This window comes from Vibrio celticus, assembly GCF_024347335.1.
GTDB classification, from domain to species: Bacteria; Pseudomonadota; Gammaproteobacteria; order Enterobacterales; family Vibrionaceae; genus Vibrio; species Vibrio celticus.
In genome coordinates this window covers 906,004-925,135 of sequence record NZ_AP025464.1, presented here as the reverse complement: position 1 = coordinate 925,135, position 19,132 = coordinate 906,004, and the positions used below count along the sequence as shown (strand labels likewise).

At 42.7% G+C, this 19,132-nt stretch carries 13 protein-coding genes and 5 pseudogenes; 12 read left to right on the top strand and 6 right to left on the bottom strand.

Annotated features, from left to right (window positions below; translation table 11 throughout):
• Positions 1-38 precede the first annotated feature (38 nt).
• The 6 genes from kduD to OCV19_RS20055 all read left to right on the top strand — a co-directional run bounded on the left by kduD (position 39) and on the right by OCV19_RS20055 (position 4,108).
• The gene (kduD, locus tag OCV19_RS20080; protein WP_065677270.1) at positions 39-800 is read left to right on the top strand and encodes a 2-dehydro-3-deoxy-D-gluconate 5-dehydrogenase KduD; all 762 of its coding nucleotides are present in this window, start codon (positions 39-41) and stop codon (positions 798-800) included.
• Between the two features lie 45 nt (positions 801-845).
• Positions 846-1,349, top strand: a complete 504-nt coding sequence (locus tag OCV19_RS20075; protein WP_065677271.1) for a YgjV family protein — start codon at positions 846-848, stop codon at positions 1,347-1,349.
• A gap of 18 nt (positions 1,350-1,367) precedes the next feature.
• Entirely contained in the window at positions 1,368-1,688 is a 321-nt protein-coding gene (locus OCV19_RS20070) for a cupin domain-containing protein (protein WP_065677272.1), read from the top strand.
• Between the two features lie 45 nt (positions 1,689-1,733).
• A complete protein-coding gene (locus OCV19_RS20065) occupies positions 1,734-2,369 on the top strand; it encodes an RpiB/LacA/LacB family sugar-phosphate isomerase (protein ID WP_065677273.1) in 636 nt (211 codons plus the stop codon).
• A gap of 154 nt (positions 2,370-2,523) precedes the next feature.
• On the top strand, positions 2,524-3,453 hold the full coding sequence (gene kdgK / locus OCV19_RS20060) for a 2-dehydro-3-deoxygluconokinase (RefSeq protein WP_065677274.1): 930 nt from the start codon (positions 2,524-2,526) through the stop codon (positions 3,451-3,453).
• 31 nt (positions 3,454-3,484) lie between these two features.
• On the top strand, positions 3,485-4,108 hold the full coding sequence (locus OCV19_RS20055) for a bifunctional 4-hydroxy-2-oxoglutarate aldolase/2-dehydro-3-deoxy-phosphogluconate aldolase (RefSeq protein WP_065677275.1): 624 nt from the start codon (positions 3,485-3,487) through the stop codon (positions 4,106-4,108).
• A 189-nt stretch (positions 4,109-4,297) separates the two neighbouring features.
• Here OCV19_RS20055 and OCV19_RS20050 read toward each other — a convergent pair.
• The 4 genes and pseudogenes from OCV19_RS20050 to OCV19_RS20035 all read right to left on the bottom strand — a co-directional run bounded on the left by OCV19_RS20050 (position 4,298) and on the right by OCV19_RS20035 (position 8,845).
• A pseudogene (locus OCV19_RS20050) lies at positions 4,298-5,206 on the bottom strand (IS5 family transposase).
• Between the two features lie 154 nt (positions 5,207-5,360).
• A pseudogene (locus OCV19_RS20045) lies at positions 5,361-6,893 on the bottom strand (IS3 family transposase).
• A 167-nt stretch (positions 6,894-7,060) separates the two neighbouring features.
• On the bottom strand, positions 7,061-8,374 hold the full coding sequence (locus tag OCV19_RS20040; RefSeq protein WP_065677913.1) for a TRAP transporter large permease: 1,314 nt from the start codon (positions 8,372-8,374) through the stop codon (positions 7,061-7,063).
• Positions 8,375-8,380: 6 nt separating this feature from the next.
• Positions 8,381-8,845 (bottom strand): TRAP transporter small permease, encoded by a 465-nt coding sequence (locus OCV19_RS20035; protein WP_065677914.1) that lies wholly within the window; start codon positions 8,843-8,845, stop codon positions 8,381-8,383.
• Between the two features lie 260 nt (positions 8,846-9,105).
• Here OCV19_RS20035 and OCV19_RS20030 point away from each other — a divergent pair, with 260 nt between their 5' ends.
• From OCV19_RS20030 to OCV19_RS20005, 6 genes and pseudogenes are all read left to right on the top strand, one after another.
• Positions 9,106-10,092: a TRAP transporter substrate-binding protein gene (locus OCV19_RS20030; protein WP_065677915.1), complete on the top strand. Its 987-nt coding sequence runs from the start codon at positions 9,106-9,108 to the stop codon at positions 10,090-10,092.
• A gap of 66 nt (positions 10,093-10,158) precedes the next feature.
• Complete coding sequence (gene uxaC / locus OCV19_RS20025; protein ID WP_065677916.1) at positions 10,159-11,565, top strand: glucuronate isomerase; 1,407 nt, start codon at positions 10,159-10,161, stop codon at positions 11,563-11,565.
• 328 nt (positions 11,566-11,893) lie between these two features.
• Positions 11,894-13,333: a glucuronate isomerase gene (gene uxaC, locus OCV19_RS20020; RefSeq protein ID WP_240508237.1), complete on the top strand. Its 1,440-nt coding sequence runs from the start codon at positions 11,894-11,896 to the stop codon at positions 13,331-13,333.
• Between the two features lie 7 nt (positions 13,334-13,340).
• On the top strand, positions 13,341-15,341 hold the full coding sequence (locus tag OCV19_RS20015; RefSeq protein ID WP_065677918.1) for a heparinase II/III domain-containing protein: 2,001 nt from the start codon (positions 13,341-13,343) through the stop codon (positions 15,339-15,341).
• A gap of 318 nt (positions 15,342-15,659) precedes the next feature.
• Positions 15,660-15,839 carry an oligogalacturonate-specific porin KdgM family protein gene (locus tag OCV19_RS20010; RefSeq protein ID WP_065677919.1) on the top strand — a complete coding sequence of 60 codons (180 nt, stop codon included), beginning with the start codon at positions 15,660-15,662 and terminating at the stop codon, positions 15,837-15,839.
• Between the two features lie 30 nt (positions 15,840-15,869).
• Positions 15,870-16,658: pseudogene (locus tag OCV19_RS20005) on the top strand (IS5 family transposase); the annotation flags it as partial.
• 79 nt (positions 16,659-16,737) lie between these two features.
• Here the strand turns inward: OCV19_RS20005 and istB are convergent.
• Together istB and istA are read right to left on the bottom strand one after the other, a co-directional pair.
• Positions 16,738-17,479 (bottom strand): annotated as a pseudogene (gene istB / locus OCV19_RS20000) (IS21-like element ISVch3 family helper ATPase IstB).
• Between the two features lie 10 nt (positions 17,480-17,489).
• Positions 17,490-18,997 (bottom strand): annotated as a pseudogene (gene istA / locus OCV19_RS19995) (IS21 family transposase).
• Positions 18,998-19,132 lie beyond the last annotated feature (135 nt).

Genomic DNA, 19,132 nt, shown 5'->3' with positions numbered 1-19,132 from the left:
CGGTTGCCACGAGTGAACACATAATTGAGGTCAACAAGATGATGCTAGAATCGTTTAATCTAAAAGGGAAAGTCGCGATTGTTACTGGTTGTGATACTGGACTTGGTCAAGGTATGGCCATCGGTCTAGCTGAGGCTGGATGTAAAGTTGTTGGCGTTAACTATGTTGAGCCAACAGAAACGATTGAGAAAATGAACAGCGCTGGGCATGTGTTTTTAGATGTACGCGCTAACCTTCTTAAGCAAGAAGATATTCCAACAGTGATTGATAAAGCTCTGACTGAGTTTGGCCAAGTTGATATTCTAGTTAACAATGCTGGAATCATTCGTCGTGAAGATGCTGTAGAGTTTTCAGAGCAAAATTGGGATGACGTAATGAACATCAACTCAAAAACAGTTTTCTTCATGTCTCAAGCCGTTGCTAAGCAATTCATGGCACAAGGTAAGGGCGGTAAAATCATTAACATCGCTTCTATGCTTTCATTCCAAGGTGGCATTCGTGTTCCTTCTTACACGGCTTCTAAAAGTGCAGTAATGGGCATCACACGTGCTATGGCTAATGAATGGGCTCGACATAACATTAACGTGAATGCAATCGCACCAGGTTATATGGCAACAAATAATACTCAAGCTTTGCGTGAAGATGCTGAGCGAAATCAAGCTATCTTAGAGCGTATTCCTGCAGACCGCTGGGGTACACCAACTGACGTAGCTGGCCCTTGTGTTTTCCTAGCATCGTCAGCTTCGGACTACATTAATGGCTACACTATCGCTGTTGATGGTGGCTGGTTAGCTCGCTAAGACCCTAGATAAATTAAGTAATGGAGTAACAATTGGAATATCTAAATTTGGCTACAAGTTGTAGGCTATATAAGTTTCATTCTAGGTATTTCAACTTTCTATCAGAAAGACGATAGGAAACTAAAAATCGTTATGGTTGTGTTTAACCTCAACCATATGCTTCATTACTTATTGCTAGGCTCGATAGTTTCGGCGTTGAGCGCTTTGCTTTCAGCGCTGAGAAGTGCAACCGCGATATATGTTTCATCTAAAGTGGTTGCTGTGATATTTATTTCTATAAGTTTGGTCAGTGGCGTTTGGTTGTCCAACGACATTTGGGAATTCTGGCCAATATTAGGGACGATAATTGGGACTTATTCTGTCTTTGTACTGAAAGGTATTCAGATGAGAATCGGCTTTTTAATTGGCGCAACGTGTTGGTTAACCAACAATATTTTAGTAGGTTCGATAGGAGGTACGCTATTAGAAGTGCCTCTTATCAGCGTGAATTTGATGACAATATTTCGCCTACTTAAAGATCAACGGCAAACACTTGCGACAAGTAAATAATAAACAATTAGGTGACTCATGTTTGTATACAACAATGAGGTTCAATTAGAAGATCTTGGCGATGGTATTTCTCGCAAAGTTCTTGCACACAACGACAATATGATGGCTGTAGAAGTTCACTTTGAAAAAGGTGCGATTGGCGCGATGCATAATCATCCTCATGAGCAGCTAACTTACGTTCTTTCTGGTGCGTTTGAATTTACGATCGGCGACGAAACTAAAATCGTTAAAGCGGGCGACACCATGTACAAAGAGCCGAGTATTGAACATGGCTGTGTATGCCTAGAAGCGGGAGTATTGATCGATAACTTTACTCCAATGCGCAAAGACTTCGTTTAATTTATAAAATTTAATTTATCGCAGTGTGAACTGCAGGAGAAACCCATGAAAATCGCTCTAATGATGGAAAACAGCCAAGCACCAAAAAACGCTATGGTTGCAGGTGAACTAAACAATGTTGCTGGCGGCCTTGGTCACGATGTGTTCAACGTAGGTATGACAGATGAAAACGATCACCACTTAACTTACATTCACCTCGGCATACTAGCTAGCCTTGTACTTAACTCTAAAGCAGCGGACTTTGTTGTAACAGGTTGTGGCACAGGCCAAGGTGCAATGATGGCAAGCAACCTACACCCAGGTGTTGTTTGTGGTTACGCACTTGAGCCATCTGATGCTTTCCTATTTAACCAAATCAACAATGGTAACGCCATTTCTCTAGCATTCGCTAAAGGCTTTGGTTGGGCTGGTGAACTAAACGTTCGTTACATCTTCGAAAAAGCATTCACTGGCAACCGTGGTGAAGGCTACCCAGTCGAGCGAGCTGTTCCACAACAAGCAAACGCAGTAATCCTAAATGATGTAAAAGCAGCAGTTGCTAAAGATGTGGTTGAAGGCCTTCGTTCTTTAGATCAAGATCTAGTGAAAGCGGCTATCGGTGGCGCGCACTTCCAAGAGTTTTTCTTCGCAAACTGCCAAGTTTCTGAGATCGCTGAGTACGTGAAGTCTCTACTGGACTAATCACGGCCGAACTCATTTATCGGGAAATAAGTTGAGTTATGAAAGCTAGCCTTAATCGGCTAGTTTTTTTTGCTCCACGCAAAAAAATGAACCACTGTTTCATTTTGTTTTCTACTATGTAATAATAAGATCAGTAACGTTAAGAGGATTTCCTATGAGCCCAATTACTCGTGTCGCTATAATCGGCGAATGCATGGTTGAATTAACCAAGAATCAAGGTGAGTTAAAACAGAGCTTTGGTGGTGATACACTAAATACGGCGGTTTACCTGTCAAGATTAACTGAGCAGCATGGAGTGATCACGTCATACGTGACTGGGTTAGGGCGAGACTCGTTCAGCCAAGAAATGTTAACCGCTTGGCAACAAGAGAAGATCAATACAGAGATGGTCAACTTATCTAAAGACAAGCTACCGGGTATGTATGCGATTGAAACTGCAGACGATGGTGAGCGTAGTTTCCATTACTGGAGAAATGACTCCGCAGCGAAATATTGGTTACGTGATCATTCAGTCGAAGCATTAGCCAATCAATTTTGGCAACATCAAATGATCTACTTAAGTGGCATCAGTTTAGCGATTTTGCCGCAGGATTGTTTAGAGTCTCTTATTAAATTACTGAAGATTTGTCGCAATGAAGGGGTGAAGATCGCGTTTGATAACAACTTCCGTCCTGCTCTGTGGGGTGACTTAGACGTTGCTCGTTCCGTATATAAAGAAATTCTATCACTCACTGACATAGCGTTTTTAACGTTTGATGATGAAGTCCTGCTCTGGGGCGATGAGACGGAACAACAAGCCATTGATCGTACGCTAGCGCTTGGCGTTGAAGAGATTGTCGTGAAACGCGGTGGTGACGAATGTTTCGTGGTAACGAACGATACGTTTGAGTCCGTAGCGGCGAATAAGATTGAAAAGATCGTCGATACCACGGCAGCAGGTGACTCGTTTAGCGCGGGCTATCTAGCGAAACGTATCATCGGTGGTGATATGGCAGAATCTGCCCGCTCCGGTCATCTGGTTGCAGGAACTGTTATCCAATATCGTGGTGCGATTATCCCATCGGAAGTCATGCCGACAATCTAAACGAACTCAACTAAAAATGAAGAGAATCAGAATGAAAACATTGAATGAAAGACTATCTGAAATCAAAGTAGTACCCGTGATTGCAATCAAAGACGCGTCTAAAGCATCTAAGCTAGCTGAAGTATTGATTGAAAATGGTTTACCGTGCGCCGAAGTAACTTTTCGCACTGAGCAAGCGTTCGATGCCATCAAAGCAATGCGAGATGCGTTCCCTGAAATGTTGATCGGCTCAGGTACTGTGCTGACAACAGAGCAAGTAGACCAGTCAATTGAAGCGGGTGTTGATTTCGTTGTTAGTCCTGGCTTTAATCCGACAACGGTTAAGTACTGCCAGCAACGTAACGTAACGATTGTTCCGGGTGTGAATAACCCAAGCCTAGTTGAGCAAGCGATGGAAATGGGCTTACGTACATTGAAGTTCTTCCCTGCTGAACCTTCTGGTGGCGTTAACATGCTGAAAGCGCTAACGGCTGTGTACCCAGTTAATTTTATGCCTACAGGTGGCGTGAATCCAAAGAATGTGAATGATTACCTAGCAATTCCAAGTGTATTGGCTTGTGGCGGTACGTGGATGGTGCCAAACGAACTAATCGATAATGAGAAGTGGGATGAGCTTGCGACTCTGGTTCGCGAAGTTGCTGGGATTATCGATTAAACTTCTGCCCTACTATCAATAATCTAGTATTCATCATTAAGGATAACCCCTAGTGATGAATACTGTTTCAATCTTTTATAGCCTCTCTGCTTAAATATTTTTCAGTAACTCATTCCAACCGTTATGACTCTTCATGGCGTTGTTGATCAAATCAGCTTGAAGATCAAAGAAGCCATAAATGACTAGCCGTTAGCTTCTAACAGGCATACCTAGTCCTATGACTTTGTTTATAGCTTTGACATTCGCCATGACTTCTCCCACTTGAGCGTTGTAACATCTTAAACTCAATTTACCGTTAGTTAGCCCTTTATATCGAGACATTGCGATCTCAGATATTGAGCGATAGTGGTAACCAGACTCCGATTTCCACTCCGCTATTGTTCCATTTTTCAGAGCCTCTACAGCTTCGTTTCTGGGATGCCTATCTTCCCAAAGCGCCGCATTCTTTCGAGGCGGTATTAACGGAGTACAGCCCTTATTTTTCAGAGTCTCATGGCAGTTTTTAGTGTCATATGCTCCATCGGCAGATACGGCAATGACCTTTCTGCGTAGTGGATTGAGCAACGTCGGTAGCTCTTCACTATCGCCAACATTTACAAGGCTGACTTCCGAACTAATCGTTTCGTGAGTATATACATCAACAGCTAAGTGCAGTTTGCGCCATGTTCTACGTTTTTCTGCACCATGCTTTTTCACTTTCCACTCACCCTCGCCAAAGACTTTAAGACCAGTCGAATCAATGGCTATATGGCGAATCGCTCCTCTGGATTTATTACGATATTTGACCTGAACTGTCTTCGAACGTTTACTGATACAGGTGTAATCAGGGGATGTCAGCGGAACATCTAATAACTCAAAGAGAGAGTCGATAAAGCCTTGAAGAGCACGCAATGGCAGAGAGAAGATCCCCTTAATCATCAAGGCGGTTTCAATCGCTGTATCAGAGTACTGAAAGCCTCTACCTCGCTTGCCATGATGGGTTTTGCATTTCCATGCATCTATGGCTGAGTCATCTATCTAGAAAGTAACCGAACCACGTTTACACAGAGCCTTATTGTATTCCGCCCAGTTAGTAATCTTCTTTTTCGCTTTGCCCATGCCACCACCGTTCTAATCATCACGAAGGATCAGATCGCAGATCTTGGAAAAGGTTCAACTGATTTAGGCAACAACGCCACTCTTCATTGGTAATTATTTTTTGGCTGTATCGTGCCGGTGTTTTTCAAGGTAGTTGTCATCATTTGCTTACTTATTAAGCAGCTTCTCTTTCTGGATTTAGGTGAACGTCACCAACAGGCGCACAGTTCCTGATATCACCAGACCACCGCTCAGGCTTTCGCTGTTTTGCAGCGAGCAATACCTCTACACGACGCTTCAAGATCTCTTTATCTTTTCCATTGTGACGCTCTGAAGGCGTGACGTAATTTAGCTGACTGTGCTTGTGCTCGGTGTTGTACCAGCGTACGAAGGCTTCAACCCAACTTCGGCTACTATCGATTGTTTCAAAGCCCTTTGTTGGCCAGCTTGGCATGTACTTTACCGTGCGGAACAATGACTCAACATACGGGTTATCATCACTGACTCTTGGGCGACTATACGATGAAGTAATACCTAACTCTTCCATTTTGGCTTTGAACGTCAACGACTTCATCGGCGCACCATTATCGGAGTGAAGAACCAGCGCTTGATTGAAGCACTGCTCTCGCATCAACGTTCGTTGCAGAAGTTGTGACGCCAGCTCACCGCATTCATGCTCATACACTTCATAACCAACAATTTTTCGACTGTAGATGTCCTCAATGACATACAGGTAATAATGTTGGCCTCGAACTTTGAAGGTAAGTAAGTGATATCCACGTATAGACTTGGTTCGAGTCCGTCGCTGTGTAACTGGTTGGCTTCGCTTGCTTCTGTCTGCTCCGCTGACGACCTCGTTTGTGAAGTTGCCCCTGCGTACTCAACACTCGGTAGTAGCTCGACTCAGAGGCGATATACTCACCTCTATCAAGCAGTGTCGGGACGATTTGAGTTGGAGGCAAGCTTGCGAACTCAGAGCGGTTACACACCTCGATTATCGCATCACGCTCTTCCTGCGACAGCTTGTTAGCAGGCTCAGGTCTGAGGCATATTGGCCTTTTGTCAGCTTGAACTTCACCTTGCTGATACCAGCGACGATACGTTCTCAAGTCGATTTGAACTTCATGGCAAGCTGGCTCTAAACGACATCCGCATTGCTTCGCTTCAAGGATAAGAGTCACTATGGTCTGCCTTTCATCGGTTGAGGTTAGTCGTCCTCTGGCTCTTCCCCGTAAAAGGCTCTCAGCTTTTTTCTTAGTACCAAGAGAGCGGCCGTTTCAGCGAGTGCTTTTTCTTTGAGTCGTAAATCTTTCTTCAACTCTTTGATTTCAAGTTTGTCAGCTTTAGCCTGCTTCTTTGCTTCAGCTTCCTGCTCTTTACTCGACTTAAACCCTTGCATACAATCGCTGCGCCAGCTTTGGATTTGCTCTGGAAAAAGACCTTTTTCACGACAATATTGGCTGAGTTCACTTTCTGTCATTGAGTAGGTTTCAGCGACGATGGCGAGTTTAGTTTGAGCAGACCACTGCTCTGATGAAGTGTTGCTATTTGGCACTGCGGCTCCTGAACGTCTGAGTTGCTTGCGCCAATGATACAGGGTCGCAGTGCTAATTCCTTCCTCTTCCGACACTTCTTTAACTGACATTGAATAGGGAGGCAACAGCTTCTTCAATATAGCTTCTTTTCTTTCTACTGAGATACGAGACACAATTACTCTTTATCGCCCAAACTGGTTAAATTTTAACAGTGACAACTACCCTGCCAGATAGGGGTGCCGTTATTTATCAACGATGAATTTTCGTTTATCCGCAATAAAAAAAGAGCCAACATAGAAAATATGCTGACTCTCTTAGTTTCTTCTTGGTTAATTTGTTACTACAATCCGTAACCAAATAAGTTTGGAAGCCACATGGTTACCCAAGGCACGTAAGTTATTAACATGAGAACGGCTATTTGCGCAATCCATAATGGAACCAATGGTTTAATAACCTTAGCCACTGGTACGTCACCGATCTTACACCCGGCAAATAATGCGGTTCCAACAGGTGGAGTACATAAACCAATACATAGGTTGAAAGTGATTAAAATACCAAACTGAATTGGGTCCATTCCGAACTGAGTGACGATTGGTAACAATATTGGGATGAAGATGAGTTTAGCCGGGGCACCGTCCATAAATACGCCAATGAACAACAACATAATGTTGATCAGTAGCAGTACAACGATAGGGTTTTCTGAGAAACCTAACATTGCGCTACCCACCATGTAAGGAATATCAGCAATAGACATGGTCCATGACATTGAACTAGAAATACCAATCAATATTAGTATTACCGTTGCTGATAGCATCGCTTCACCAAATACTTTGGGGATATCTGAAAAAGATAGCTGTTTGTAGTAAAACATGGCTAACCCAAGCGAATACACAACCGCAATCGCAGATGCTTCAGTCGCTGTGAATATTCCGCCGATAATACCACCTAGAATAATCACAACTAAACCTAGGGCTGGTAGTGCTTCTTTTAACGTACGTTTAACGATTTCAAATGTGATTCTATCTTCTTTCGGATAACCTCTTTTGTTTGTCCAAAAATAGGTTACAAACATTAGAGATAACGCAATAAGTAGGCCTGGGATATAACCCGCTAAGAAAAGGCCTGCAATTGAAGTTCCTCCACTTAATAATGAATAAGTAATTAATGCGCCTGATGGTGGGATTATCATTCCTATTGGGCAGGAAGCAATATTAACGGCGGTTGCAAAAGCGGGGTCATATCCTTTAGCTTTCTGCGCGGGAACCATGACACCGCCCACGGCAGCTGCGGAACCTATTGCTGAGCCTGAAACCGTACCAAACATAGTGTTGGCAACAATATTGGTATGCGATAAAGCGCCAGGTAAGCGACCTACGAGTAACAAAGCAACATTGATTAGCTTATCTGCAATACCACCTACTCGCATAATGTTTCCGGCAAGCATGAAAAACGGTAGCGCCAAAAATGCAAAATTATCTACGCCTGTTACCATTTTTTGAGCAACGATCAATATTGATTGTTCAAGTGGAAACATCAGTAACGTTGCAGCTATGGTGGATAAACCAATGGAAAACGCGACCGGAACACCTATTCCAAATGCCGTAACGACGAATGTTACTAGCATGACGAGCATCATTTGAATTTCTAAACTCATTTAATTTTACCCTTGTACCTGTGATGGTGTTAAGCTAGATTTGATGTCTAAAATATCTTTAACATTGTCAAGGATATTAAGGATGTTATAGATAAGGATAATTAACCCAGAAATAGGTACCACAACATATATATATGACATAGGAAGTCCTAATGAAGGAGTTAATTGACCTGTCATTGATATATTTGAGTATTGAATCATTCCGCCGTAAATCATAACCATTATCGAAAACTTGGCTATAAACAACTGAACTAAAATATTTAAAGACAGTTTTTTAACACCTTTCAATCGTGTACCTAATACCTCAATTGCCAAATGCTGGTGCTGTCCAACCATATACGCTGAGCCTGTTAGACCACACCACATTAGTAGAAATCTTGCTATTTCATCAGTCGTCGTACTTGGTGAATGTAAGATAAAGCGAGAAATAACTTGCCATACAACACAGACGACAAGTGCAATAGTTAGCATACTAACACTTACCCCTATAGTTTTGTCGAAAATTCTTCTTATATTATTTAACAATTGCCTACTCCAGAAATAGAAACTGAAATCATCTTCTGATTTTTGAAATGTAATTTCAAATTTTAAATTGCAAAAACAAGATCTGATTCAAGCTAAAATAAAAAAGCGTTTCAAAAAAATGAAAATGTGAGGTGGATCTTTGTGATTTGACACTTTTGTATTTAGTGTAAATGCGGTTAATTAATACATATTTTAAAGGAATCGAAATGAAAGTATCTAAACTTAATATGGCTATAGTGGCTAGCTTAGCTATTAGCTCGTTCGTAGCTAACGCTACTACTCTGCGCCTAGGTCACAATACCAACCCTAATGGTCCAACGGGTCAGTATTTTGAGATGTTTAAGCAAGCGGTAGAGGAAAAGTCGAATGGCGATCTACGAATTCGCATTTTCCCAAATTCTCAGCTTGGTACGCAAAGAGAGATGTTAGAGCAGGTAAGTAGTGGACTACTTGACATGACAAAAGTTGATACTGCAATGCTAGAGAATATCGAGCCAATGTACAAAGCGCTCAATTATCCGTTTGTATTTGAGAGTAACGAAAAAATGCATGAGGTATTGACGTCCAGTATTGGGCAAGAGTTATTGGAATCTACGAAAGATCGTGGCTTCTTCGGTCTTGGTTACATCATGATGACGCCTCGCGGTTATTATTCACCTAAACCAATCAATCGCCCTGAAGATCTAAAAGGGATGAAGCTTCGAGTTCAGCAATCTAATACGATGATTCGCTTAATCGAAAACATTGGTGGTATTCCAACACCAACACCATATGGCGAAGTATTTTCATCTTTACAGCAAGGGATGGTTGATGGTGTAGAAGGAGCTGGACCAACGTTGTATACCGCTCGACACGGTGAAATTGCTAAGTATTTTTATGAAGATAACCACGTACAAATGGCGAACGTAATTACGATTAGCACTCGAGCATGGGATCGTTTGTCAGAAGAGCAACAAACCATCATTAATGAAGCAGCAGTTGATGCTATGAACTATAGCTACACAACGGGCTGGGATATGGAAATGGCATTGCAACAAAAAGCGGTAGATACAATGGGGGTTACCATTGTTCAGCCTAGTGAAGAGCAAAGATCACAAATGATTGAAGCGGTTAAGCCTATGTACAAAGAGTTGTTAGACAGCGAACCTGGTGTTTATGAATTCATTAATAAAATTAAGCTTGCTCAGCAATAATATATAACGGTAGTTGCTACTTACCACTATCCAGTAGGTAGCAAACATTTCTCAATGGAACTCTGTATGAATAGTCCTTTTATCGGCGAAAATTTTTTACTTAATAACGAAACATCCCAGCATCTTTTCCACAGTTACGCAAAACAGTTACCAATCATTGATTATCATAATCACCTTAGTGCAAAAGAGATTTATGAAGACATCCAATTTTCGTCTATTTCTGAAGCATGGCTAGGCCATGACCATTATAAATGGAGAGCGATGAGAGCTAATGGTATCACTGAGCATTACATAACAGGTGAGGCCGAAGCGCGTGACAAATTTGATAAGTGGTGCCAAAGCGTTCCTTACCTTATTGGTAATCCGCTGTATCACTGGAATCACTTGGAGTTGAAGCGTTATTTCGATGTTGATTTAATTATAAATGAAGAGAATGGCGCGCAAATCTGGGAAAGTTGTAACTTGCAATTATCTCAACCAAGCCACAGTGCTCGTAACCTGTTACGAATGAGGAATGTCGAATCACTGTGTACGACAGATGACCCTCTTAGCGACCTTGAATATCACAAGGCCTTAGCAGATGAAGGATTCGAGATTAAAGTGCTACCCACTTTTCGATCAGATGACCTCTTTTATATTGAGAATTCAGAAAAGTTTCTTAACTGGGTATCGCGATTAGCACAGAAAACACAATCAAATATTGAAACGCTTGATGAACTGTTTTTAGCGTTGGATCAGCGATTTACCTATTTTCATGAGATGGGTTGTCGATTGTCTGATATGGGGATCAAAACTGTACCCTATGTTAAATCGAGTAAAGACGATGCGGATGCAGTGTTCAAGAAGGCTCTCGAAGGGCAATCGATTAGCCAACGTGAAGTTGATGTCTTCAAAACACAAATTTTCAACTTCATAGGGAAAAAGAATCACGAACTTGGCTGGACGATGCAACTGCATATCGGGGTACTTCAAGACCCTAACCAGCGACGATTTGAAGAATTAGGACCTGCGACTGGTTTTAGCTCGATTGATGATACAACCTTTGCACAGAATCTCAGTAAATTGTTGAGTGACTTAGATTACCAACGTAAGTTAAGCAAAACGATCATTTATGCTCTAAATCCTCGTGATAATGCCGTAATAGCGACACTGATTGGCGCATATCAAGACAGTGATTTTGGCCCTGGCAAGATACAATTTGGCTCAGCGTGGTGGTTCAACGATCAAAAACAGGGAATGGAAGAGCAGCTTAAAACTCTTGGTAGCATTGGTATGCTTGGTCGCTTCGTTGGCATGTTAACTGATTCTCGTAGTTTGCTATCAATGCCGAGGCATGAATATTTTCGCCGTATATTGTGTAATTTGATTGGTCAGTGGGTTGAAGATGGTGAACTGCCTAATGACGAAGCTTTGCTAAAACAAACAGTAGAAGGTATTTGTTATGCAAATGCTAAGCAGTACTTTAAGCTTTAGAGTGGATTGTCTTTCATTTAGTTCTAGAGGTTAGTTACTGGCTAAATTGTGCACGGACCTCGATACAGTCTAGTAATGCTCTATGCTAATGATGACTTGTAGCAAAAGTCGATATCTGATCTTCGGTATCGGCTTTATTCATCAAAGGACTTGAAAGTAACTGTAAATTCACAAAAATAAAACATCGTTTCAAATATCACATTTTCAATCTTTTACCCTGTATTCCTAACTGTAAAAGCTATACAATTAAAATCCAGTATCGTTATAAATGAACCGTAGTTTTATTATTTCACGCAATCTTGTTGGGAGTTAGTACGTACAAGATCGCATGAGTTGTATACAAGAGAATGAGAACACCTCAATGGCACATTGTTATGTATCCGAAGACTTCCTTCTAAAAACGCCTTTGGCTGAGCAGTTATATCATCAGCATGCCTCTACTATGCCTATCATTGATTACCATAGTCATCTTGAAGCTGAAGACATTTATCTCAATAAGTCCCACGAAAATATCACTCAGGTTTGGCTAGCATCCGATCACTATATTTGGCGAGCGATGCGCAGCGTGGGAATTGATGAACATTACATTACCGGTAGTGCCAACGATCAAGATAAGTTCGTAAAGTGGTGTGAAGCCATGCCTAAGCTCATTGGCAGCCCTTTATATCAATGGTGCCACTTAGAGTTAAAAAAATACTTCAATATTGATGTATTGATTTGCCCAGAAAACCAAGAATTCTTGTGGAATCAATGTAACGAAGTGATCGCTACTCAGGCGTTAACCCCACAAAATGTTTTGAAGATGAATAAGGTCCATACGGTCTGCACGACCGATGATCCAACAAGTAGTTTAGAGTTTCATCAAAAGCTCGCGAACGAACCATGTTCTGCTAATGTTCTACCAACCTTTCGCTTCGATGGTTTGATCAACCTATCTAATCTAGAGAACTATGGGCATTACCTCGATAGGCTTTCGGAATGTGTTGATTATGAAATCAAAAATCTAGCCTCACTCAAATCTGCCATCAGAGAACGAATAGCTTTTTTTGACTCAGTAGGTTGTAAGATCTCTGACGTTGGCTTAAATGACTTTCAATTCACCGTTTCATCAGAGGAAAGCGTTGCCGCTTCTTTTGAATTAATGCGTTCGGGGATCCCGTTATTGGAAGAAGAGTGCCTAGCGATAAGAAGCCATCTCTTAGTCTTTTTAGGGCAATGCTTCTGCGAATTCGGTTGGTCTATGCAGATTCATCATGGAGTATTAATGAATGTTAATGAGAGACGCTTTGAAACGCTAGGACCAGCGACAGGCTTTAGCGTTATGGACGACGCACCGCTTATTAGACCGTTATCAAAACTTCTTAGTCAGTTAGACCTAGCTAATAAGCTACCAAACACCATTCTTTATAGTTTGAATCCGAAAGATACATGGCCATTAGCTTCATTGATAGGCGCTTTTCAAGAATCTGGCAGTGCGAGTAAAATACAACTGGGTGCTGGTTGGTGGTTCAACGATCATAAGCATGGAATGATCGCTCAAATGACAGCGTTAGCGAATTTAGGTGCTTTAGGGTGTTTCATTGGTATGTTAACTGACTCTCGTAATATTTTATCAATGTCTCGCCATGATTATTTTCGCCGCGTGTTATGTGACATGCTCGCAGATTGGGCACTCTCTGGTGATGTGCCCAATAATGAAGCATTGCTTTCTGAGACTATAAAAAACATCTGTTTTAATAATGCACAACAGTATTTTGACTTTCATTGAGGTAACCATGATTCAATTTTCCCAACCGCAATTAGAGCGTATTCGTAGAAAAGCGACACCATCTACGATTAAGCAAATTAAGCAAGATAACCAAGTTGTTCTTGAAAATGAAATCTTGGTTCCTGAAGATAATAGAGCGACATGGAATCTCTATTATTTTTGTCCTGAGCATGGTGTACGTTTGACGTGGAATCGCCACAACTCAGAAGAGCATTGCTGCCCAGTTGATGGCAAAGTATTTACAGGTGAACCGTATGATGGCGCATGGTGGCGTTGGTTAAACGGGTTAAATGCAAAAGCGTGTCGCGAGCTCGGATTATTGTGGCAAATAACGGGAGAGCAGCATTATTTTGATAAAGTAAAAGCGATTTTACTTCAATACGCAAAATACTACCCTGACTATGAAGAACATGGTGGTATTCCCTACAATGGACCAGGTAAAGCGAATGCACAAACCCTGTGTGAAGCAAATTGTAACTTGGATTTCGCTCTAGGATATGACTTTGTCTGTGAAGCGTTGAGTGGTGAAGAGCGCCAATACATTGAAGAGCGGTTATTAAGAGAAGGGGCTGAGTTTTTAATGCAGCATCGAACTGATCAGCTGCATAATCATGAAATGAAGATTAATGCGACGATCGGTGTAATTGGTCTTTTATTAAATGAAGAGAAATATCTTGATTTTGCGCTTCATAGTAAATATGGCATCCACTACCAGCTAGAGCATGGCATGAGTGCAGAGGGTTTATGGTTCGAAGGTTCGGTTCACTACCACTATTATGCTCTGCAAGCGTTATTGGCCTTTGAAAAATTGGCTCGAAATACTGACTACTCAGTAAGAAGTAACCCGAATTACCACACTATGCTTCAGTTTCCATTAAAGCTAGTGCTAAATACAGGTGATTTCCCGAAGCTTAATGACTGCATTGCAGGTCAAGAGAAGCTTAACCATGTTCATCTATTTGAGTTTGCCTACGCGGAGTTCCAAACCCCGATATTTGGGGCCGCGTTAAATACGATTTATCAAAGCATGTCTCGAGACAATATAGATGCATTACTATATGGCGTTGATGAACTACCAAAATTACCTACAATTACTGGAGATGCAATTCACGCCCCTGACTCAGGCATTACGATTTGTGTTAATCAAGAGCGTAATCATTCCATGCTTTACAAGCACGCGCCTTATGGTGGTGAGCATGATCATTATGATCGCTTAGGCTTAATACTGATAAAAGACGGTAAAGAGATTCTGCCAGATTTAGGTACTACGGGGTATGGTGCTGAGCTTCATTACGGTTATTACAAAAATACCTCAAGCCATAATACGTTGGTGGTCAATCAAAGTAACCAAACACCTACAGTACCACAATTGAAGCATTACATTGAACGTTATGAATTTACGTTTGTGGATGCGCTTGTGGATTGGGGCTTGCCAGCAGCCACAGTTGATAGCCACACATTGGTGCACTGGGATGAAGAAAGCTACAAAGATATAGAGTTTAGACGATCGATTTTGTGGCTTGGAGATGCGGCTATTGAGATCAACCAAGTGAGTAACCCTCATGAGCAACAACTTGACCTCACCCTGCATACTCGAGGAGAAATGATAGATTCTTCTGTAGAGTTGGAAACCGTCGATAACCCTCTTGAAGGCCCTTTGGTTCGAATGAAGGATTGCAAAGCAATTACCGAATTGCCTAGCCTCATTAAGTTTGACTACGATGTCGCATTGGACACTGCCTATTCCCAAACTATTTTCTCTGAGGGAGCTGACTCTATTTTGACGGGTAAGGCCCCTGATAATCCCGCTACGTCAGATTTAAGTTATGTCCTACTTCGTAGCAAGCAAGCAAAACTGAAAAGTATGGTATTGCATGATTTAGAGGGTGATAGATCGATCGCTAGTGTTGAGTGGATGGGTAATAGGCTCACAATCGCAATGGATCAAAAAGGAATACGTCAGGTCATGACGGTTCGTTTCGATACCGGAGAGGTCACTTTTGAGTAGCCTATAGCGACTAATTTGTTGTGTAGGTTTGCCCATTCATTGAATGGGCTTTTTTACATCTATACCAAGTGTTAAACAAAGTGTATTTTTTATTCTAGTATTGATTTATAAATACTTTTACAAACAAAAAAACGAACGCTGGAATCAAAGTTCACATCTTTAATTTTTAATAGTGAAATGACGTTTCATTTATCACAATTTGCTTATGTTCCTCTTTAATTATTAGCGATTATCATTATATTTACCCTTGTGTTAATTAAAAATAAAGCGGTGTTTTAAATTAATAAAAAGCTATTTGTTTCATCTTTGTTTATTGTAATGACATCAACGGCAGCTTCGGCAGCGTCTATTAATTTACGCCATGAGTACATGCCGGATCGTGATGGTGACAAACATCGTGATCGAATTACTGTCGGGCATCGATTTGATAACGGCATAGGCTTTTCAGTGGCTTTGTTGCGTAATTCAATGGAACTAAATCAAGAACCTACGATCTGATCAGCTACCTCCACCCTCTCTCGTAGCCCTATGCTTAAGCCTCGTTACAAAACAACCAACTGGAAGCAATACAACCAATCACTCATTAACCGTGGCTCTCTGACCTTTTGGATTGATGAAGAAGCAATAAGCGGGTGGGCGCAAAGTAAACAGAATAAGCGCGGGAGGCCGCGTCGGTTCAGTGATTTAGCTATCACGACAGCACTCATGGTGAAACGAGTTTTTTCTATGCCATTGAGAGCGCTGCAAGGATTTATCGACTCGATATTTAGGTTAGCCCATGTACCGTTAAGTTGTCCGCATTACACCTGCATCAGTCGTAGAGCCAAGCAAGTTGAGGTTTCATTTAAGGCTAAAACGAGAGGAGCGATACAGCACCTAGCTATTGATGCTACTGGCCTTAAGGTTTATGGCGAAGGTGAATGGAAAGTCAAAAAACATGGGACGGATGGCAAGCGTAGAGTCTGGCGAAAGCTTCATATTGCCGTCGATACCAACACTCATGAGATCATTGCCGCTGAGCTAAGTTTATCGACGGTTACAGATGGAGAAGTACTCCCTAACTTACTGAAACAAACACGCCGAAGTATCCTTGAGGTGTCTGGTGATGGCGCTTACGACACGAGAGCGTGTCACGCTGCTATTAAGATTAAGGGAGCTATTGCGCTTATTCCCCCAAGAGAAGGGGCAGCCTTCTGGGAGCGAGGTCACCCTCGAAATCTCGCCGTGGATTGCCAGAAATTATACGGCTCAAATAAGTATTGGAAAGAGCGGTATGGATACTACAAACGTTCACTCTCAGAAACAGCGATGTATCGATGCGTATTTCGGTGATTGCGATCGCTCGTTTCGGTTTATTCCGATCACCTGATCCTACCGTTTTTCCCTCTTCTTATTTTTACTCTAAGTGATCGGATTGCGCCAGTTTTCTCATTGACTCACCTCCCAGTTCTATTCTATGACTATTGTGTACTAGCCGATCCATTAGCGCGTCCGCGACGGTGGCGTTGCCGATCATGTTGTACCACTCCCTTACAGGTAACTGGCTGATGACGATTGTGCTGCTGTTTTGATAACGCTCTTCCAGCACTTCTAATAAGTGACCCGCATGCTCTTGAGTGAGTTTTTCCATCCCCCAGTCGTCGAGGATCAGTAAGGCTTTCTTAGCCAGCGATTGGAGTTGCTTTTGATAGCTACCATCCAGACGACCAGCGGTCAGGTCGTCAAGCAAGCGAGTTAATCGGTAGTACTTAACCGTTTGTTGTTGGTCACAGGCGCTGAGTTGCCAGTGCGCAGGCAAGATACGTTTTGCCTGCGCCTGTTGGGCCTGTAACCAAGATGTTCTGGTGTTTGTATAGATAACTGCCCGTCAGAAGTTCGCTCATCTGTTTACGATTGAGGTTTCGTCCCTCCTTATAGATAAGTTGGCTCGGCTGCGCATCTACTCTCAGCTTGGCTTGTCGTTTTAAGCGTTGGATTTTGCTCTGATTGCGATTCAAGATCTCGCTTTCCAGAAGTAGGCTTAGCCTTTCCTCGAAGTCCAGTTCTGCGTAGGTGGTCAGTTGCTCTTGCTGCTGCTCTAATGCTTTCGCTGCATGGCTCAAGCGTAGGGTTTTGAGTTGGTCGTTCAGTGCATTCATATCCTTTCTCCTAGTGATAACTGTTCGGGCCACGAACATTGCTATGAACAAGATTTGGCGTACTCGTGTTGTCTTTACTCAGTTGTCCTTCACGATTGTTTTTCAACAAATTGCTGATGAAGGTGTAATTGGATTTTGTCAGCATCAGCGCATCTTTACAGGCTTGCTCTAGGCGCGATTCGCCATAGGTTTTACTGAGGCTGAGCAAGCCAAGGCAGGAACGATAAGACTGCTCTGGATGAGGCTTGGAGTTCAGCATCTTATTGACGACTTCTCGTGTGGCTGGGCCGATATTGGCTCCCCAGCTAAGCAAGCGCCCTGGCGACCACTTCTGATGTTGATGGTTGCTTGGCATGTGCTCTGGTTGTGCTGTTTCCTCGCTCTCTTTGGCTACGTGGATGCTGGGCCACCAAGTTACCTTGATGGTAGATCTGCACCAGGCGATTAGAGGCTTCCAACTCGACATGGTGACCAACAAGTTGATGGGGAACCGAGTAGTAATGACGGCGATATTCGATGTGATAGTCAGGGCCAACTTTGGCTCGTTTAGTTTCGGTATACAGGTAACGCTGCCTAGGCAGTGGCTTTAATGCAGGTTTGTCGAGTTTATCGAACAGCGCTTGGCGGCTGGCGCCATACTGTTTCATCTCACGCTGATTTAACTCATTCATGAGTTCACGGATGGCGAGATTCAACTCTTTAAAAGTGTGGAAGGCTTGGTGTCGCAACCGCATCATGATCCAGCGTTCTACTAGGAGCACGGCATTCTCTGCCTTGGCTTTGTCTTTCGGTTTGTAGGGGCGAGCAGGCATCACGGCTGTTTGATAGTGATTAGCCAGCTTTTGATAGCTGTCGTTCAGTCTCGGCTCATAACGATTGGCTTTGGTGACTGCGCTGCGTAGGTTATCGGGAACTAAGAGTTGTGGTACGCCACCGAAGTGTTCGAACGCATTCGCATGCGCCTCTAACCAGTAGGGCTTCCCTTGGCTGGGGAAGGCTTCAACATAAGTAATTGGACGCGCCTAAAGTCGCGACGAACACCTCCGCTTCGCGCACTTCGCCTGTGTCAGGGTTGACCACCTGAAGCCGAGGCCCACAGTAATCGATAAACAGTTTATCACCTGCAACATGAAGCTGGCGCATGCTGCGTTTTTGGGTTTTGAACCAACGAGTGAAGTGCTCGCAGAACTGAGTGTAAGCGTAAGCTTGCTCTTGATATTGCTCATGATACTCCTGCCAGAGCAGCATCTTTGTCATACCTTTACGCCTGAGTTCGACTGCGTATTGAGTGAAGTCTGGCATAACTTTATCTCGACTGACTTTCTTGCCGTGATACAGCGCCTGTGTGAGATCTGCATCGCTGCAACTGTCGGGTAGAGGCCAACCAAGTTGGCTTTGTTTAAAGCGAGTAAGGAGTTCTGATACGGTGGACGGGCCGAGTTTAAGGCAAGAAGCGATACCACGATTTGAGAGACCGCAGTCGTATTTAAGGCGTAATACCTCTTTGATTTTGTTCATTGGAGTTCTCTTTGGCCATTGTCGCTTCCTTTCCTTCTTGTTTAAGAAGTAAAGAATAGCGAGCTATTGATTTAAAAGAGAAAAAGGAAGGATTTCGGCCATTACGATCGCGGTTTTCGCTATTCCGATCACCGA

What these genes read in the sequence shown, in the direction of transcription:
- kduD (WP_065677270.1), top strand. Translation starts at nt 39, where the DNA reads ATGATGCTAGAATCGTTTAATCTAAAAGGGAAAGTCGCGATTGTTACT.
- OCV19_RS20070 (WP_065677272.1), top strand. Translation starts at nt 1,368, where the DNA reads ATGTTTGTATACAACAATGAGGTTCAATTAGAAGATCTTGGCGATGGT.
- OCV19_RS20065 (WP_065677273.1), top strand. Translation starts at nt 1,734, where the DNA reads ATGAAAATCGCTCTAATGATGGAAAACAGCCAAGCACCAAAAAACGCT.
- kdgK (WP_065677274.1), top strand. Translation starts at nt 2,524, where the DNA reads ATGAGCCCAATTACTCGTGTCGCTATAATCGGCGAATGCATGGTTGAA.
- OCV19_RS20055 (WP_065677275.1), top strand. Translation starts at nt 3,485, where the DNA reads ATGAAAACATTGAATGAAAGACTATCTGAAATCAAAGTAGTACCCGTG.
- OCV19_RS20040 (WP_065677913.1), bottom strand. Translation starts at nt 8,374, where the DNA reads ATGAGTTTAGAAATTCAAATGATGCTCGTCATGCTAGTAACATTCGTC.
- OCV19_RS20035 (WP_065677914.1), bottom strand. Translation starts at nt 8,845, where the DNA reads ATGCTAACTATTGCACTTGTCGTCTGTGTTGTATGGCAAGTTATTTCT.
- OCV19_RS20030 (WP_065677915.1), top strand. Translation starts at nt 9,106, where the DNA reads ATGAAAGTATCTAAACTTAATATGGCTATAGTGGCTAGCTTAGCTATT.
- uxaC (WP_065677916.1), top strand. Translation starts at nt 10,159, where the DNA reads ATGAATAGTCCTTTTATCGGCGAAAATTTTTTACTTAATAACGAAACA.
- uxaC (WP_240508237.1), top strand. Translation starts at nt 11,894, where the DNA reads ATGAGTTGTATACAAGAGAATGAGAACACCTCAATGGCACATTGTTAT.
- OCV19_RS20015 (WP_065677918.1), top strand. Translation starts at nt 13,341, where the DNA reads ATGATTCAATTTTCCCAACCGCAATTAGAGCGTATTCGTAGAAAAGCG.
- OCV19_RS20010 (WP_065677919.1), top strand. Translation starts at nt 15,660, where the DNA reads ATGACATCAACGGCAGCTTCGGCAGCGTCTATTAATTTACGCCATGAG.